This window comes from Elizabethkingia bruuniana, assembly GCF_002024805.1.
In the GTDB taxonomy this organism is placed as follows: Bacteria; Bacteroidota; Bacteroidia; order Flavobacteriales; family Weeksellaceae; genus Elizabethkingia; species Elizabethkingia bruuniana.
In genome coordinates this window covers 3,201,837-3,218,476 of sequence record NZ_CP014337.1, presented here as the reverse complement: position 1 = coordinate 3,218,476, position 16,640 = coordinate 3,201,837, and the positions used below count along the sequence as shown (strand labels likewise).

At 35.7% G+C, this 16,640-nt stretch carries 17 protein-coding genes; 7 read left to right on the top strand and 10 right to left on the bottom strand.

Annotated features, from left to right (window positions below; genetic code table 11):
• Nucleotides 1-3 precede the first annotated feature (3 nt).
• From AYC65_RS14945 to AYC65_RS14935, 3 genes are all read left to right on the top strand, one after another.
• Nucleotides 4-1,032 carry a lysylphosphatidylglycerol synthase transmembrane domain-containing protein gene (locus AYC65_RS14945; RefSeq protein WP_034869470.1) on the top strand — a complete coding sequence of 343 codons (1,029 nt, stop codon included), beginning with the start codon at nt 4-6 and terminating at the stop codon, nt 1,030-1,032.
• Nucleotides 1,033-1,154: 122 nt separating this feature from the next.
• Nucleotides 1,155-1,655: an FKBP-type peptidyl-prolyl cis-trans isomerase gene (locus AYC65_RS14940; protein ID WP_034869468.1), complete on the top strand. Its 501-nt coding sequence runs from the start codon at nt 1,155-1,157 to the stop codon at nt 1,653-1,655.
• A gap of 109 nt (nt 1,656-1,764) precedes the next feature.
• Nucleotides 1,765-2,007, top strand: coding sequence for a VF530 family protein (locus tag AYC65_RS14935; protein WP_034869467.1), 243 nt, complete (start codon nt 1,765-1,767; stop codon nt 2,005-2,007).
• A 6-nt stretch (nt 2,008-2,013) separates the two neighbouring features.
• Here AYC65_RS14935 and AYC65_RS14930 read toward each other — a convergent pair whose 3' ends face one another.
• Nucleotides 2,014-2,880: a hypothetical protein gene (locus AYC65_RS14930; RefSeq protein WP_034869466.1), complete on the bottom strand. Its 867-nt coding sequence runs from the start codon at nt 2,878-2,880 to the stop codon at nt 2,014-2,016.
• Nucleotides 2,874-3,143 (bottom strand): hypothetical protein, encoded by a 270-nt coding sequence (locus tag AYC65_RS14925; RefSeq protein ID WP_034869464.1) that lies wholly within the window; start codon nt 3,141-3,143, stop codon nt 2,874-2,876. The genes AYC65_RS14930 and AYC65_RS14925 overlap by 7 nt, the downstream gene beginning before the upstream one ends.
• Nucleotides 3,144-3,347: 204 nt before the next feature.
• Here AYC65_RS14925 and AYC65_RS14920 point away from each other — a divergent pair, with 204 nt between their 5' ends.
• On the top strand, nt 3,348-3,692 hold the full coding sequence (locus tag AYC65_RS14920; protein ID WP_034869463.1) for a helix-turn-helix domain-containing protein: 345 nt from the start codon (nt 3,348-3,350) through the stop codon (nt 3,690-3,692).
• 79 nt (nt 3,693-3,771) lie between these two features.
• On the opposite strand, the gene AYC65_RS14915 is transcribed toward AYC65_RS14920, so the two are convergent.
• Nucleotides 3,772-5,811: a M3 family metallopeptidase gene (locus tag AYC65_RS14915; protein WP_034869461.1), complete on the bottom strand. Its 2,040-nt coding sequence runs from the start codon at nt 5,809-5,811 to the stop codon at nt 3,772-3,774.
• A gap of 93 nt (nt 5,812-5,904) precedes the next feature.
• Here AYC65_RS14915 and AYC65_RS14910 point away from each other — a divergent pair, with 93 nt between their 5' ends.
• Nucleotides 5,905-6,438 (top strand): SRPBCC family protein, encoded by a 534-nt coding sequence (locus AYC65_RS14910; RefSeq protein WP_034869459.1) that lies wholly within the window; start codon nt 5,905-5,907, stop codon nt 6,436-6,438.
• Nucleotides 6,439-6,490: 52 nt separating this feature from the next.
• Here the strand turns inward: AYC65_RS14910 and AYC65_RS14905 are convergent, their stop codons facing one another.
• The 6 genes from AYC65_RS14905 to AYC65_RS14880 form a co-directional block, all read right to left on the bottom strand.
• Entirely contained in the window at nt 6,491-7,417 is a 927-nt protein-coding gene (locus tag AYC65_RS14905) for a glycerophosphodiester phosphodiesterase family protein (RefSeq protein WP_052114669.1), read from the bottom strand.
• 19 nt (nt 7,418-7,436) lie between these two features.
• Nucleotides 7,437-8,315: a glycerophosphodiester phosphodiesterase family protein gene (locus tag AYC65_RS14900; RefSeq protein WP_034869458.1), complete on the bottom strand. Its 879-nt coding sequence runs from the start codon at nt 8,313-8,315 to the stop codon at nt 7,437-7,439.
• Between the two features lie 17 nt (nt 8,316-8,332).
• The gene (locus AYC65_RS14895) at nt 8,333-9,733 is read right to left on the bottom strand and encodes a RagB/SusD family nutrient uptake outer membrane protein (protein ID WP_034869457.1); all 1,401 of its coding nucleotides are present in this window, start codon (nt 9,731-9,733) and stop codon (nt 8,333-8,335) included.
• Between the two features lie 22 nt (nt 9,734-9,755).
• On the bottom strand, nt 9,756-12,962 hold the full coding sequence (locus tag AYC65_RS14890; RefSeq protein ID WP_034869456.1) for a SusC/RagA family TonB-linked outer membrane protein: 3,207 nt from the start codon (nt 12,960-12,962) through the stop codon (nt 9,756-9,758).
• An 84-nt stretch (nt 12,963-13,046) separates the two neighbouring features.
• Nucleotides 13,047-13,865 carry a FecR family protein gene (locus AYC65_RS14885; protein ID WP_034869454.1) on the bottom strand — a complete coding sequence of 273 codons (819 nt, stop codon included), beginning with the start codon at nt 13,863-13,865 and terminating at the stop codon, nt 13,047-13,049.
• A gap of 382 nt (nt 13,866-14,247) precedes the next feature.
• Nucleotides 14,248-14,730 carry an RNA polymerase sigma factor gene (locus AYC65_RS14880; protein WP_157877527.1) on the bottom strand — a complete coding sequence of 161 codons (483 nt, stop codon included), beginning with the start codon at nt 14,728-14,730 and terminating at the stop codon, nt 14,248-14,250.
• A gap of 284 nt (nt 14,731-15,014) precedes the next feature.
• Here AYC65_RS14880 and AYC65_RS14875 point away from each other — a divergent pair, with 284 nt between their 5' ends.
• Nucleotides 15,015-15,527: a nitroreductase family protein gene (locus tag AYC65_RS14875; RefSeq protein WP_034869452.1), complete on the top strand. Its 513-nt coding sequence runs from the start codon at nt 15,015-15,017 to the stop codon at nt 15,525-15,527.
• Nucleotides 15,528-15,705: 178 nt separating this feature from the next.
• Here the strand turns inward: AYC65_RS14875 and AYC65_RS14870 are convergent, their stop codons facing one another.
• Nucleotides 15,706-16,059, bottom strand: coding sequence for an FEKKY domain-containing protein (locus AYC65_RS14870; protein WP_034869450.1), 354 nt, complete (start codon nt 16,057-16,059; stop codon nt 15,706-15,708).
• 147 nt (nt 16,060-16,206) lie between these two features.
• Here AYC65_RS14870 and AYC65_RS14865 point away from each other — a divergent pair, with 147 nt between their 5' ends.
• Entirely contained in the window at nt 16,207-16,596 is a 390-nt protein-coding gene (locus tag AYC65_RS14865) for a hypothetical protein (RefSeq protein WP_034869448.1), read from the top strand.
• Nucleotides 16,597-16,640: the final 44 nt, after the last annotated feature.

The following is a 16,640-nucleotide window of genomic DNA, read 5'->3' as shown; positions in this document are numbered from 1 at the left end:
TAAATGGCAGAGGCTAAAAAAAATAATACACTAAAGACAGCCCTTACTATTGGAATATCTTTAGTGTTTGCTGTTTTTTTTATGTGGCTGGCTACAAGAGGACTTAATTTTTCAAAAATCAAAGAAGCTTTTGTTAAAGCCAATTATTTCTGGATTTTTGCAGCATTTGTCTTCGGGATTATGGCATACTGGATTCGTGCAATACGCTGGAATATGTTTCTGGAACCTATGGGCTACAAAATATCCAATTCCAACGCGCTTTGGACATTGTCTTTTGGCTATTTAATGAATCTTACTATTCCCCGAAGCGGAGAAGTAGCGAGAGCAACAGCTTTATATGGTGTGGAAAAAGTTCCGGTAGATAAATCTTTTGGAACCATTATCCTGGAAAGGGTAGTAGATCTGTTCTTTATGATGTTATTTTTGCTGCTTACTGCAGTTTTTAAATATGAAGCACTGATATCTTTCTATAATTATCTGACAAAGCAGAAAGAGAACACACCACAACAAGAACAAGGTTTTCCATGGAAATGGTTAATAGTAGGTTGCATAGGATTAGGAGCTGTACTGTTTATTGCTTTTCGTAAAAAGCTGCAGCAAACTTCGATATATGCTAAGGTTGTAAACTTTGGAAAAGGGCTTGTAGATGGTTTGAAATCCATAGTTCAGATAAAAAATAAGCCAAAGTTTTTTCTGTATTCAGCAGGGATTTGGACTTGTTACTATTTTGCTGCTTATTTAATATGCTTTGCCTTACCCGAAACTTCTTCTTTTGGATTTGCCGATGGTTTTTTCCTGATCACAGTAGGAACATTAGGAATGATGGTGCCGGCCTCAGGGGGTATTGGAGCTTATCATTTAGCACTGAAGTTAGGCGTAATGGGACTCTTTCTGGCTTGGGGAAAAGATCCTGAGGCTGGAGCCGAAGTAGGTCTAAGCTATGCTTTTTTGTCGCATACACTTCAACTATTTATTATGTTATCTATGGGGTTAATCTCTATACCACTTCTGGCAAAAGCCAGAAAAGTATAAAGGCTGAGCATATCTTTATTTCAGATGACATTTAAATCAAAATATTATCTTTGCATATAACGATAGCAATAAAATGCTATTATAAATACAATAACAGGGGGAAATCCCTATAAAGAAAGAACATGACAATAGACAACAATCATGTAGTTGCTTTAAACTACACACTTCATACAATTGAAGAAAACGGTGAGAAAACTTTTGTTGAGCAAACAACAAGTGAGAACCCTTTAACATTTTTATATGGTGTTGGAATGATGATTCCTAAATTTGAGGAAAACATCAAAGGTCTTACAGTAGGTGATAAAACTTCTTTCACAATTGCTCCTGAGGAAGCTTATGGTGAAAAAGATCCTAATGCATTGGCTCAATTACCAGTAGATATGTTCAAAGAGTCTGGTATGCCGCCAGTAGGTGCTATGCTTCCTTTATCTGATAACCAGGGAAATAACTTCCAGGCTATCGTTGTAGAGGTTACTCCGGAGGTTGTAATCGCAGATCTTAACCATCCAATGGCTGGTAAAACGTTGAACTTCGATGTTGAAGTTTTATCAACTCGTCCTGCTACAGAAGAAGAACTTTCTCACGGTCACGCTCATGGTGTTGACGGTACAGAAGGTCACTAAAAAATAAAGGCCCGGCTTTTTGCCGGGCATTTTTATTTTAATCAAAGACGGTTTCCTGTTTGCATTAGCATATCAGGAATTTTTATTTTCCTATTTTTGCCAAAAAAAGATGGAACAGCAATCTAAAGATCCTTTACATGGAAAAAAACTAGTCGATATTCTGGAAGAATTGGTAGACTATTATCAAGGTTTTGAAGAGCTGGGAAATCAAATTAATATCCGCTGTTTCACTCATGATCCGAGTATCGGTTCCTCTTTAAAGTTTCTCCGCAGAACTCCATGGGCCAGAACCAAAGTGGAAAGCCTTTATCTATATGTCTTAAGACAAAAAAAGAAAAAAGGGTTGCTGTAAGAACTTCTAATTATCATAAGGTTGCAATATATTGAAGCTTATAGCTATTGGATCTGAAGAGAGAATATTTTGTTTGTTCCATATTTCTTCAGTAGGACTGTTGTAGCCGCCAATATAGATGTCTTCTTTAGCCTTTGAGGCATACAAAGACATTATTATGTCATTTATATTTTCGCTCTGATAAGTTCCGATATCGGCAATTATCCGCATACTGACAAAAAAAATAGGATCTTTTAATTTGATATTGAATCTTTTTAAATCAATATAAAGTTTCCCTTTTTGAACTGATAAATCTGAAAGAGGTATAATAACATTATCCCTGTTTAATTTTTCCTTTAGGATTAGTTTGGTGCCATTACTAAAATCATAAAAATCTAGTTTTATATAATATAGATTTGTTATTTTTCCTTTAGGATACAACGTGACCGATTTTAGCTGAGCATTCTTTTGAAAATTCCCTTTTAATACTTTTCCATAATTGTAGCCTGTGGAAAGATTATAGATAGAACTTCTTCTGGTTCTGTCTTCAAAATTTAAAGTTTTTAATGAAGAAATTATAACTTCCGGTATTATATATTCTTTGGGGTGTAAAATAATAACTGAGTCTTTTGAAATAGCTCTTACTGACATACTCTGATATCTGTTGTCGATAACTTCAAAAGATTTTGATATTCTCATATTGAGTCTGCCCAAAGAATCTGAAAAAAAAGAATGATTATCAATTTTTACTTCACAGTATTTTACCGGAAGATTAGAATCAATTTCTTTAAAATGAATGTAATGCTGACCAAATAATTGTATAAAGGAAAATAAGAGTGCTGCTATTACAACATTCTTTTGAAAATAAATATGTTTATAAAATATATTTAACATGGAGAATTAGTTGGTGTACAACTTTGTACATAACTTTCTTTACTTACTGTAATCCAAAAAACTTTGAACTTTTCAGTTACTACTCTTGTGCCGCTTGAGCTTTCTCCACAACCACCCGTCCATTGGCATTCGCCATATTCAGTATCTGTTCCGAATCCTTTTGCTTCCATTTTATAAGGTAATAGAATAAATATGAAGCACAGAATAGCAGTAATTGATAAAACACTCTTTACTGATAATTTCTTGGATAGATTTTTTGACATAATATTTAATTTTAATTAGTCTACTTTCTTTTTTTTAAGATCAATATCCAGTATCTTTTGACCATAAGTTTTCGCGATAACTTCTCTCAAATGTGGCCAATTATTTACTTAAGTATGATATATTTTGGTTGTTTTTTTTATAACTAAAGTATTATGTTTTTATTTTGATATTTAGTATATTTTTGACTTAAAAACGAATTTGTTATGAAAATTTCAATTAAACTTAGAAAATTAAGGGAGCGGGAAAAGTCTAGCCAGGCAGAAGTAGCTGATGAACTGCAAGTCTCTCAGACAGCATATAATAAATGGGAAACAGGATCTACTATGCCTTCTTTAGAAAATATAATGAAGTTGTGTAATTATTACAATATTGGTATTGCAGATTTATTAGATGACAATTTTAAAATTTTATCTGACGATATAAACAAGAAAGGAATAAGAGTAACGGAAGAAATAATTCAAAATATTATTAAAAATCAGGAAAGACTGATTGAGCTAATAGAAATACAAAACGGAATTCTGGTTCAAATATTGAAATGTGAGAATTGAGAATAATATATACTCGTTATCTTAAAAAAAATCCCCTTAGAATTCTAAGAGGATTTAATATATCTGAATTTATTTGTAATTATCCGAATGCTCTTTTTAGTAAGCTTTCTACTTTCGGTTCACTGCCACGGAAGTTTTTATACAATTCCATAGGATCTTTAGTTCCGCCTGAAGATAATAATACTTTATATTTTGCTGCAGTCTCCGGATTGAAAATCCCGGTTTCTTTGAAATAAGCAAAAGCATCTGCATCCAGTACTTCTGCCCATTTATAAGAATAATAACCAGAAGCGTAGCCTCCCTGAAATACGTGAGAGAAGCTTGGGCTAATTGCTGTTTCCGGATTTACAGGATACAATTGTGTAGCTTTAGTCTGTACATCTTCAAAAGCTTTAATGTCTTTTACTTCATCAGATTTTATATGATAAGCCATATCCAGTAATCCAAATCCTAGTTGACGCAAAGTCTGATAACCTTCCATAAAGTTTTTAGAATTCTCAATTTTCTCGATCTTTTCATCGCTTAGTACTTCACCAGTTTGGTAATGCTTTGCGAAAGTTTTCAGGAATTCCGGTTCATAGCAGAAGTTCTCCAGAAACTGAGAAGGTAATTCTACAAAATCCCATTTTACTGAGGTTCCGGAAAGACCAGGATACTGAGTATTTGCTAAAATTCCGTGGATAGCATGCCCAAATTCATGGAATAAAGTAGTTACCTCCTGGAATGTTAATAAACTTGGTGTATCTCCACTTGGCTTGTTGAAGTTACATACTACAGAAATATGAGGACGGCTGTTTTCACCATTTTGCTTGTACTGATTTTTATAGCTTGTCATCCATGCACCGGCACGCTTTCCTTTTCTCGGGAAGTAATCCACATACAGGATAGCTTTGTATTGTTGCCTGTCAGTCTGAGCGGAGTCGAAGACTTCCTTTACTTCATAGGTTCTCACCTCATCATGGTATTTAGGAATGTCTTTTCTTTCTTCAAAAGTAAGCCCGAATAATTGCTTAGCAAGACGGAAGACAGCATCCTGAACTTTTTCTAAAGGAAAATAAGGTTTTAGCTCTTCATCGTTCAAATCATATTTTTGCTTTCTTAGTTTCTCAGCATAGAAAGAATGATCATAGCTTTGCATGTCCTCGATTCCGTCAGCTTTAGCCAGAGCTTTTAATTCCTCTATTTCTTTTTGGCTGTATGGCGTTGCTTTCTCCAGTAGTTCATGTAGGAAGCTTTCAACCTTTTGTGGTGATTTTGCCATTCTTTCTTCCAGCACAAAAGCAGCATAATTTTCATAACCCAGAAGTTTTGCTTTCTGATCTCTGAGGCTGATAATATCTTTAATCATTTGCTGGTTGTCGAATTCACTACCGTCAAATGATTTTTTTCCATTGGCTAAAGCCAATTCCTTACGCAATGTGCGATTCTCTGCATACGTCATAAATGGAACATAACTCGGGTATTGTAAGCTTACAGCCCAGCCTTCCAGTTCTCTTTCCTTGGCTTCTTCTGCATATTGTGCGATAATAGCTTCCGGAATTCCGGCAAGGTCTTCTTTATTTGTCAGGTGCTTTACATAGGCGTTTGTAGCAGCCAGTACATTTTGTCCGAACTGAAGCTGCTTTGTGGATAACTCTATACTAATGTTTTTTAGTTTTTCTTTATCCGTTTCATTCAGTAAAGCCCCATTTCTAACAAAACCTTTGTAAGTTTCATTCAATAAAGTTTGCTGTTCTTCATTCAGTTCATAGTTGGATTTTTCATCATATACTTTTTTAATACGTTCAAAAAGCTTCTCGTTTTGAGATATTTTAGAAGAGTATTCTGTTAGTAAAGGTGAAACTTCCTGTGCAATTTGCTGGATTTCATCATTGGTTTCAGCAGAGTTCAGGTTGAAGAAAATATTTGAGACAACATCCAGTTGCTCTCCTGCATAAGCTAGTGCTTCAATAGTGTTGGAAAAAGTCGGTGCTTCCGGATTGTTGGCTATGTGTTCAATTTCTGCTTCTGATGTTTTTATCAACTCTTGGAATGCAGGAAGGTAATCTGTGTTTTTTATCTGGTCAAACGGTGCAGCATGAAAAGGCGTTTGAAAGGATTCTAATAAAATATTGTTCATTTAAATTTTAAATTTTTAGAGATATAAATTTACAAAATTCGCACCAATAATATTGTTTACCTTTGTTGTTAATAACTATTAACAATCTAAGCTATGAAGAAATTTTTCAAAATTATGCTGTGGTTTTTCGCCATAGTATTCATCCTCCTTACCGTTACTATGTTTGTACTGGGTAAGAAATACCACTACGAAAAATCTATTACGATTAATGCGCCCCAGGATAAAGTGTGGACGCATATTAATTCGATGAAGGCGCTGAATGAATGGAGTCCTTTTATGAAGCTTGATCCTAATATGAAAAGAACTTATAGCGGGACTTCCGGAGAGATCGGAGATTCTTTTACATGGGATAGTAATGTTCGTGATGCCGGAAAAGGAGAGCAAAAACTATTGGAAATCGTTCCTGGTGAGAGAATTAAAACTTCCATTCATTTTATCAAACCCAATGAAGGTCAGGCGACGTCTAATATTACACTTACTCCCGAAGGAGCACAGACTAAAGTAACCTGGGATATGGATACAGAAATGAACTATCCTATGAATCTTATGAAACTTTTTATGGATGGCTTTATGGATGATGCTTATGGAAGAGGGCTTAAGAGTTTGAAAGAAATCAGCGAACAGTAAAAGACCGTATTATAATAATAAAAACCCTCACAGATATCTGTGAGGGTTTTGTTTATTTTTTATCGTATTTTTTTCCAATTGATCTTAGATAGCGGATCAGGCTTTCCGGTCGGTCGGTCTGAATAATATTAGCACCTTTCCGGATCATCCATCCCCAATGTACATCTGGCTGGTCTTCTGCGAGGTCATCATCGTGTCCTGCACAAAGTTCCGGCCACAGGGCATTGATCCATATTAATGCTTTTTTACTTTTTATAAGCTTCAGAAGTTGATCTGCTTTCGATGTATCATCCTTAATAATTACTTCATACGCAACAGGATTAAAGATAGCTGAGAAATCATTAATATAGGTTTCCGGATTTACCACTTCATCTCTTTTATAGATGCTGTAGTCTTCCGGCCATACCATTGGCATATAGATTATGTTATCCAGTTTGTTACCGGTTTCCTTTTTCAGTTCAGATGCCTTTTTATTTCCTTTTAGTATAATCTGCTCTCTCGTTCCGGTTTTATTAGCGATGGCAAGAACCTCATCCAGATAGTCCCAGGCTTTATCCAGATTGAGCATAATCCTTTTGCCTTTGATAAAATTAAGCATTTCTTCAAGTGTCGGGACTTTCTCACGCGTCGGCATGGAAGCACCGTTTCGTAAAATAAGTGTCCTTACATAATCTAATGTTACATCCGATATTTTACCGGTACCATTAGTGGTACGGTCTAGTTTGGGATCATGCATAATGATGAGCTGCTCGTCTTTGGTTTTCTGGATATCTATTTCCACAATATCTACACCCATTTTAATAGCGCCTGCAACTGCTTTTATTGAATTTTCAGGATAATTTCGCCAGTCGCCGCGATGTGCAACTACGAGTACTTTATCTTTTGGAAAATTTTTACTGAAGTAATTGGTTTGTGAGAAAAAGAGCTGGCATAAAAGGAAAGCCAGAATAAAAGTATATTTTGACATTTTTGTTTTCATAGTTTAGGTTTGATCATGGTTAGTAGTAAAGTCCCTTTGTTTTTAAAAAATCAATTAATTCTTTAGGTCTGTCAGTTTGGATTATATTCACAGCATGATCGATATACCACTGGTAAATATTAGGATTATCCAGGGCTTTGTCATCTTCATGCCCGGCATTATGATGTGGCCATAAAGAATTTACCCAGACTCTTGCACCCTTTTTTCGGACTTCTTTAAAGTCGATTAGCTTAGATTCATCATTTCCTATCGTAAACTCAAATCCATAGACTTGATAATGATCAAGATATTCCTTTATTTTTTGCAAGCCTTCCAGATTATTCAGCCGGATAATTGGCATATATTTTATATCATTTTTAATGTTACCATACTTTCTGTTGAATTCCGGATAGGTTTCGGTTCCTTTGAATAAAACCTGATTCAGCATACCTCTTTGTTTCAGCATAGGATATACAATATTGATGTAATCAAAGCCTTTATCCAGATTAATAAGGATTTTGTCTTTGGTAATATCCAGTATTTCTTCCAGAGTAGGTATTGACATTTGTGTTTTGCTGCCAAGACCGTCCATCAAACTAAACTTTCGGATCTCTTCGAGTGTATAATCAGATACCTGCCCTTTTCCTGTAGTAGTTCTATCAATGGTTTTATCATGCATCAAAACAAGTTTCCCGTCTTTGGTCAGTGCCAGATCCAATTCTACCATGTTAATACCTTTTTCAATTGCTTTTTTTACAGCCCATACAGAGTTTTCTGGAGCTTCCCGCCAATCGGCTCTGTGAGCAACAACCATCACTTTGTCTTCCGGAAATCCGGACAAAGAAACCTGTTGTCCCCATAGCAATCCGGAACCCAGAAGAAGAATAAAAAGTGTGATATTTGAGAATCTATTAGTCATTTTCTGAAATTTTAAAATTAATAACCCGGATTTTGTTTGATGGAGGGATCTGTGTTAATTTGTCCTTGAGGAACAGGCATTATCAGATTGTACTGCTGGATTTTTGCAGTGCTGTATCCAGGGGTATTCTGAAAATGTTTGGTCATTACTTCTATAGCCTTTCCTGTTCTTACTAAATCGAACCAGCGATGTCCTTCGCCTATTAGTTCTTTTCTTCTCTCAGCAGCAATCTCTTCCAGCAGAGTATTTTTATCAGAGATATTAACATTATCCAGCCCGGCTCTTGTTTTTATCTTATTCACATAAATATTCGCATTGGCAGTATCACCTGTCTGGGCATAACATTCGGCAAGTATCAGATAAACTTCTGCCAATCTTAGCACAATGACATTGCTGCCACTATCTGCTATTACATCGGATGTTTTTACAAGCTTTTTGGTATAAGGAACTCCACCCGGAGTTAAGCCTATATACGCATCTCTTCGCTTGTCTTTGGATGAGTACATATTGTATATCTCTTTGGTAGGTAGATTATGCCCCTTGGCTCCCGGTACAAATCCGGATGGACTGAACATTTGGAAGGCGCTATTCCCTTCGGAATTGGCATTGATCCCTGAAGCGAACTGTACATCGAATATAATCTCAGAATTATTCTTGTTTGTGGGTGAAAAAATCTGGTTAACATCGGGCAGTAAACTGTATCCTAAACTTTCTATCTGTTTCAGGTAGGGAATTGCTTCATTATACTTTCCATTGGTGATGAGAACTTTTGCCAATATTCCCAGTGCGGCCCCTTTTGTGGCTCTTCCTTTCTGAGTTACATTAGCAGGAAGTAAAGAGATAGCCTCTGTTAATTCTTTTACAATAAATGCATACACTTCTGTTGTGGTGTTTCTGCCTTTACCAAAATAATTGTTAACATTGGTCGTTTCTTCTGTGCTTAATGGAACATCTCCAAAAATCCTTACCAAATCGAAATACATAAGTGCCCGCAGAAACTTCATTTCACCTATTCTGTAGTTTTTAATTTGACTATCCATTGCTACAGGAGTTATCCTGTTCAATACAATGTTGGCCTGCTGAATCCCTATATAGTGATCACGCCATGCCTTTGCGAGCAGATCGTTTTTAGCCTGTATCGTAAAAAAGTCGAACTCACCATAAGTAAAGCTGTCGTTTGCCGGAACTTCATCGAAAGTATTGTCTGAAGGGATTTCGCCTATAGTAGGCATGGCTAACTGATATTGTCCGTCATATTGCAATGCGCCGTAGGTTGCATTTACTCCTTGTTCCAATTGGTCTGCATCTTTGTAAAAGTTGGTGGTAATTTTAGTACTGTCAGGAGATGTGTTCAGAACATCTGACGAACAAGATGACAGAAGAAAAGCAAGGACAGCAGCTGATATATTTTTTTTCATGATTGATCTTGAATTTGAAAGTTTAGAATTTCATACTGACACCTAATGAAACTGATCTGGAGACAGGATAGTATCCGTTATCATACCCCTGTGTAAGTACATCATTGGTCGTGGCATCTATATTTTGCCCCTTGTATGGTGTAATAGTGAATAGATTATTCCCCATAAGGTACAACTGTATAGCACGGATATTTAATGAAGACAAAATTTCCTGCGGAACATTATAAGCTAACCGTACAGATCTTAATCTCAGATAATCTGCTTTTTTAAAGAACATACTAGAAGTTCTGGCTTCTTTTCTGTTATTAGAAAAATTCATATTAGGCATGGCAAAAAATCCATTAGGATTAGTCACCGGATTGTATCGGTTGTCAAAGTAATACTGGCTTGGAACACCAAAGCCTTCACCAGCTTCTCCGATGCTAACCATATCTCCGTTGTATACCCGTTTTCCTAACTCACTATACAATGTGAAATTAAGTTCGAAGTTTTTATATTTAAAGTTATTTGTAAAACCTAAAATATATTTTGGAACTCCTGAGCCAAAGCTTTTCTTATCTCTCTCATCAATGATGCCATCACCATTAAGGTCTTCCATAATGTAATCACCTACAAGAGTTCCGGTAATATGAGGTGTATTGTTAATCTGTTCCTGATTTTTATAGACCCCCAGAATATTATAACCATACATTTCGCCGATTGATCCTCCTACTTTTGTAATTGAGAAATTATTGGCTCCCCGTATGATTTGATTTTGCCCATTAGCTAATGTTAATACCTTATTTCTATTTGTGGAAAAGTTGAAAGAACTGTTATATTCGAAGTCCTTACCCAATTGAATTGGTTTTAAAGATAGCTGTATCTCAAGGCCGTTATTTCTTACCTCACCAATATTCTGAAGAGAGGTGCTGTAGCCTGACTGTTCAGGGACCGGAACATCCAGCAGTAGGCCTGTTCTGTTTAGTACATAGTAATCTCCTGATACATTCAGATACTTGTTGAATAACGAGAAGTCGATACCAAAATTTGTAGATTTTGCCTTTTCCCAGGATATATCAGGGTTTGGAGCTGTAAATGCTCTGTATCCGGGTGCTAAAATTCCACCAAATACATAGTTCTCCTGTCTCATCAGAGATTTAGCGCCAAAGTTTGGAATTTGATTATTACCATTATTACCAATGCTGAATCTCAGTTTTACAGGATCTATAAATTTATTCTTTGGGAAAAAACTCTCATTGCTTAGATTCCATGCGAAAGAAAAAGCATAAAAATCTCCCCATTTGGAGTTGTCTCCAAAGCGAGATGAACCATCACGTCTGTATGAACCCATAATGGAATAACGATTGTCATAGCTATAATTTAGTCTGGCAAAATAAGACAGTAGCGTCCATTTGTATTCGTTAACAGTTACATTAAAGGAAGATCCGCCTGCAATATTCGTGATGCTGTTATCCGGAAAACCTCCTGCTAAGGTTTTCACTTCATTATAATTTTCTTTCTGAAAAGACTGTCCGGCCATAGCGCTAAAGCTATGCTCATTAAACCTTTTATTATAAGTTAGTAGGTTTTCGAGAAGGTAATTTTTCCTGATATAATCTGTTCGGGATGCTGTTGTAACATCAGGAGCAGGAGTTCGATATGATCCTACGGTTGATGGATCAAAGAAATTATACTCGTAACTGGAATAGTCACCACCTACAGATATTTTATATTTGAAATCTTTCAGGATCTTTAGCTCGGCAAATAGATCTCCGAAAATACGAAGATTGGTGTATTTTCTTTTTGTCATTTCGGCTATTGCAACAGGATTTTCTACCAATGCCGCGTCGGTCGGAGTATTTGCTTTAATCTGCTGAGAAATCAGTAGATTTCCATTGGAATCTCTGGGAGCAAAGAAAGGGTACATGGTACTTGCCATTTGTACGACATTATACGTCCTTCCTCCGTCTACCATGTCGAAGATACTTCCGGAAGAGTAAGAAGGTGTAACCGATACTCCTATCTTTAGATTATCACTAAGATCCGTAGACAGATTAATATTACTGGAATATTTCTCATAATCGGTACCGATTACAATTCCTTTCTGATTAAAATAACTTCCGGTAAATGAATATCTCGATTTGTCACTTCCACCATTAACATTGAAAGTTGTATTACTTACCGGAGCATCTCTGAAAATGGTTTTGTACCAGTTGTTGTTAGTAAGTCCTTGTACACCGTTGAGGTAAGGTGTAAGATAGTCTGGTATAAGCTCTCTAAGACTTGCTCCTTTTGCCTTACGGGTAGCGGTATCATCATTGATACTTCTGTTCGTTCCTTTAGATAAATAGTTATTATCCCGGGATTCTTTCATAAATACTGCCATTTGGTAGGCATCTACTACTTTATTGTTACTGGCTACCGACTGAATACCATAGTAGGAGTCTACGGATACTTCCGTTCTTCCTTTTTTTCCTTGCTTGGTTTGGATCAGTATAACCCCGTTAGCACCTCTGGAACCATATATAGCTGAAGAAGCTGCATCTTTCAGAATATCAATAGATTCTATGGATGCGGGATCTATAGAATTAATATCCGAACCTTCTGATAATGGAAAACCATCTACTACAATAAGTGGATTCACACCGGCTGTTAAAGTTCCGATACCCCGGATTCGGATTGTAGGAGAAGATCCTGGCGTAGCATTGCTTTGCGTAACCTGAACCCCTGTAGCTTTTCCGGCAATCATTTCACCAAAGTTACTGGAGGCCATTCCTGTAATATCCTTTGCTCCGAGAGAAGCAATAGACCCTGATACATCTTTTTTCTTTTGTGTACCATAACCAATCAGTACTACTTCATCAATCTTTTTCTCTTTGGCCGATAAGGTATCGGTTTTAGCTGTGGACAAAGCATCCTTTTTGGAAACACTTTTAGTTACTGTTTTGCGGAGTACTACTGTATTATTCCTTATCTCGCATTCTACAGGATAATGGGTTTTAAGGTAGCTTAGTGCTTGTTCCAGAGAAGAGTAGTTAATTGCACTCTCATCTGCGTACACACCTCTGAAATCTGAACTTGAGTAAAGGAAAGAGGTATTGGTGGATTTACTAAGTTTATCAAATACCTTAGCAATAGGAACCTGATTTCCGCTTTTTAGGCTGGTGCCGGTTCTGGTGGTCTGCCCGTAATGAACTACGGGAAGTCCGACCGCAACCAGTAACGCAATAGATATTGCTGTTTTTTTCATACATTTGACGGTTAATTTTTTAGACTTTAGCGAGTTTATATAATTAATTATGTGCACCGATAACCCCCATTATCGGTGCTTTTTTTATTTTAGTTGTATTACATTGTCATTGCTTTTTTCTGGTTTCAGATTAAACGGATAGCCTATCACAGATAATACCTCGTTCAGGTTTCCGGAGAATGAGCCTCTTATCTGTTTGTTTTTGTACTGATCCGGATAGTCAATTTTTACGTGATATACTTCTTCCAACTGATTGATGACTTTCTCAAATGATTCGTCCTGAAAAGAAAAATTCTTTCGGGTATCCATTGCATAATAATGAAAGGATTCGTTCTTAGAATTTTTACTCCATGTTTCATTAGGAAGCAAATAGGTAATCTTTCCTTTATAGTCTATTTTCACTTTTCCTTCAAATAGCTCTACTTTTTGCTCTTCACTGGTCTGATCCAGGAAAAATTTTGTGCCCAGAATCTGAACACTGAAATCATGAGCATTAATATGAAATGGTTTTGTTTTGTCTTTGGCAATATCAAATGTTGCCTTTCCTATGAACGTTATATTTCGGTCAGTCTCTCCAAAATCAGCAGCAAGTTCAATTTTACTATGAGGCTGTAATGTAATTATACTACCATCCGGTAAGGTTACTTTTTTGCTGTTATTGGTACTGAAGAATATGTTTGTCTCATGTTGAGCTGAAGGTGAGAATCTGAAAAAATAAAAGCCAATACCCAGTATAACTACAGCTGCGGCAACCCAGTATATTTTTCTAATATTTACAGAAGGCTTTATTTTACGTTCAATACCCTTTAGAATGCGTTCGTCACTCCGGGTATCTATCCGTTGCTTTTCAGCAGAAACTTCTTCCCAGTTTCTTTTGAAATCTTCATCTTCGATTTTATTCATACCTAGTATTACGCAGAAAGTATAAAATCGTCAACCCCGGAAAGCAATTTTTTTGTGGTTTATAAAAAATAATGTAAAAATATCAGGATACCTTTCTAAGGTTTAACCACAAAAGGCACAAAAGCGATGCTAAAATATCACCGCTTTTAGTACACAAAGATTTCACCTAAAGGTAAAATTATTTCAACCATTTAAACATTGAGAAAATTAAGTTTTCAACGGTTTTTGCTAAGCACTTGTGGCTTTGCGTTCCCTTAAAAACAGGAGGACAAATAAAAAGATATTTGCGGTCTTTGCGATAGAATCATGTTTTTTTGTTTTAAAAACGATTTTGCGATTTTACAGCTTATACAATTAGAAAAACGATTTCTAATTCACATTATTAAAAGAAAGAGCTAAGATTGGTTCGGAGAAATAAAAGAACCTTATTTACGTGTTTAGCAACAGCATTTTTAGAAATACTGTTTTCCTTGGCTATTTGTGAATAACTTAATCCATCCACTTTATGCTTCAGGAAGAAACTTTTGCTTTTCTCAGGAATCAGAAATAATAAATCCTCAATCTGTTTTATGTGACTAACCGGAATTTCTTCATTACTCTCGTCTTTTGCAGTACAGGTATTTTCTTCCAGAGTTGAAAAAGAAAGTTTGTTTTTTCTGTAGAAGTTGGAAATTTCCTGTTTTGCTGTTTTGAAAACTGCAGCACTCAGATTTGTATCATTTAAAGAATGACGGTGCTTCCATAGATGGACAAAAATATCCTGAACCACATCTTCAATATCATCCCTTCCGTGAATGTATTTTTTCACGAAAAAGAAAACCTGATGCTTGTGCTCGGTGTATATTTTTCTAAATGATGAGTCCACCTTTAATTTCTTTTCACCTGTAAATAAACTATTCGGACAAAAGTATTGAAAACAAAATACTTGTGTTAAATATAGTGTATTAATTATTATTAATAAGATAGAAGGTGTATCTGATATTGATTCATTACCAGATATTTATGTTTTGTATTTCTCTGAATAAGAATATAAAATCAGTATTCTAAATTACACAAAATACACCTGGAGCACTATAATATTGCCTATTTTTGTATAGCAAAAAAGAGCATAGACATTGCTCTGTAAAACATTCAAAATAAAAAAAGTTGATGAAGACAAACGCAGAAATTTTAGAAGATATTATAAAATCCAGAAGAAGTATTTTTCCAAAAGACTATACAGCAGAAGCAATTCCGCAGGATGTTCTGGATAAAATCCTGGAATCCGCTAATTATGCACCGAGTCATAAAAAGACTAATCCATGGCGATTCAGAATTTTTCAGGGATTAGAGAAAACAGAATTGGGGGAGACTCTGGCAGAACTATACAAAGCTACTACATCTCCGGAAACTTTCCTTGAAAAAAAATATATTGACATATCGGATAAAGTGAGCAAAGCTAATACGGTTCTAAGCATTGTTTCGGATTTTAGTGGTAAAGTACCGGAATGGGAAGAAGTTGCAGCAACGGCTATGGCTGTTCAGAATATGTATCTGATGGCTACAGCCAATAATGTAGGCTGCTATTGGAGTTCACCGGGAATGATTCATCATATGGGAGAATATCTTCAGCTCAAAGAAAATGAGAAGTGCTTAGGTTTCTTCTATATGGGAATGAAGTAATAGTATGAAGCTATATCAAAAACAAAGGGAAAGAGCAATCTTTCCTTTTTTTATTTCAAACCTTGTCAAGGCTAGTTAGTAAAGAAAAATATTGCGAAGCAATTCGAGCCTTAAAAAGTATGAGGATTTAAACATTACTTGTGCCTTGGTGCTAAGGGTGTAAATACTTTGCTAATGATTAAGGTTTAAAACCAAGATCTTTTTCCCAGGAATTTCCATGTTTTTTATCGAGATATTTTTTTAGAATAGTGTTATTAATCTGGGCTTTCCGGGATAAATCAGATGTAACCAGGCATCCCATATTCCATACGCCGATTCCGTATTTATTCTGAAAATTTCTGCCATCAATACCTGCAAAACCAAACTTAATAAAAGCAGCAGATTTGTTTTTAATTAAGTCCAGATAATTAGATTCTGTAGCATATTGTGGTGCATGATATTCTGTAGATCGGGAGTTTGTTTTTATTTTTTGTCCGGAGATACTACCGGAAAATAAAAGCAGTAAACAGAATAATATCAATATTTTGTGCATGATGTATTATTTTACTTTATATGATGGACAAATAGGCTGAAAGGTTGGAATTGTATCCTAAATTTGAGTTGGACTTATTCTAAATCACAACTTTGATTTTTTTCTTTCCAAAAATTAAAATATTTTTGCACCGTAACCTGAGAGGTGATGAGAAAGTATTTTACTATCATATTACTGGTCTTCTATCTTTTTTCTTCCACAGAATTGAGTCAGGTTATCAAACTGCCTATTTTTATCGAGCACTTCAAAGAACATTCTGCAGCAAATCCAAAGCTTACATTATTTGGATTCATCAAGCTTCATTATTTTAATGGTGATCCCGATGCTCCGGACTATGAAACTAACATGAAACTGCCCTTCAAAAAACATGACCTTTATCTGGTAACCTCGGTTATCATTCAGGATATACCCAAAGCCTTTAATCTGGAGATTAAAGCACCAAGTTTTGAAGAAAGCAAAACAAGAAACTTTTTCTATACTATCGGTGAAATCCCTTCACCGCTATTTTCTATTTTTCAGCCGCCTAAAGTAGCCTAATTTTTAAAGTACAGAGCATTCCCACATACAGGGAATGAATTTTC

Bases quoted from the DNA above. Each gene is read 5' to 3' on its own strand.
- AYC65_RS14945 (WP_034869470.1), top strand. From the start codon at position 4: ATGGCAGAGGCTAAAAAAAATAATACACTAAAGACAGCCCTTACTATT.
- AYC65_RS14940 (WP_034869468.1), top strand. From the start codon at position 1,155: ATGACAATAGACAACAATCATGTAGTTGCTTTAAACTACACACTTCAT.
- AYC65_RS14935 (WP_034869467.1), top strand. From the start codon at position 1,765: ATGGAACAGCAATCTAAAGATCCTTTACATGGAAAAAAACTAGTCGAT.
- AYC65_RS14930 (WP_034869466.1), bottom strand. From the start codon at position 2,880: ATGTTAAATATATTTTATAAACATATTTATTTTCAAAAGAATGTTGTA.
- AYC65_RS14925 (WP_034869464.1), bottom strand. From the start codon at position 3,143: ATGTCAAAAAATCTATCCAAGAAATTATCAGTAAAGAGTGTTTTATCA.
- AYC65_RS14920 (WP_034869463.1), top strand. From the start codon at position 3,348: ATGAAAATTTCAATTAAACTTAGAAAATTAAGGGAGCGGGAAAAGTCT.
- AYC65_RS14915 (WP_034869461.1), bottom strand. From the start codon at position 5,811: ATGAACAATATTTTATTAGAATCCTTTCAAACGCCTTTTCATGCTGCA.
- AYC65_RS14910 (WP_034869459.1), top strand. From the start codon at position 5,905: ATGAAGAAATTTTTCAAAATTATGCTGTGGTTTTTCGCCATAGTATTC.
- AYC65_RS14905 (WP_052114669.1), bottom strand. From the start codon at position 7,417: ATGAAAACAAAAATGTCAAAATATACTTTTATTCTGGCTTTCCTTTTA.
- AYC65_RS14900 (WP_034869458.1), bottom strand. From the start codon at position 8,315: ATGACTAATAGATTCTCAAATATCACACTTTTTATTCTTCTTCTGGGT.
- AYC65_RS14895 (WP_034869457.1), bottom strand. From the start codon at position 9,733: ATGAAAAAAAATATATCAGCTGCTGTCCTTGCTTTTCTTCTGTCATCT.
- AYC65_RS14890 (WP_034869456.1), bottom strand. From the start codon at position 12,962: ATGAAAAAAACAGCAATATCTATTGCGTTACTGGTTGCGGTCGGACTT.
- AYC65_RS14885 (WP_034869454.1), bottom strand. From the start codon at position 13,865: ATGAATAAAATCGAAGATGAAGATTTCAAAAGAAACTGGGAAGAAGTT.
- AYC65_RS14875 (WP_034869452.1), top strand. From the start codon at position 15,015: ATGAAGACAAACGCAGAAATTTTAGAAGATATTATAAAATCCAGAAGA.
- AYC65_RS14870 (WP_034869450.1), bottom strand. From the start codon at position 16,059: ATGCACAAAATATTGATATTATTCTGTTTACTGCTTTTATTTTCCGGT.
- AYC65_RS14865 (WP_034869448.1), top strand. From the start codon at position 16,207: ATGAGAAAGTATTTTACTATCATATTACTGGTCTTCTATCTTTTTTCT.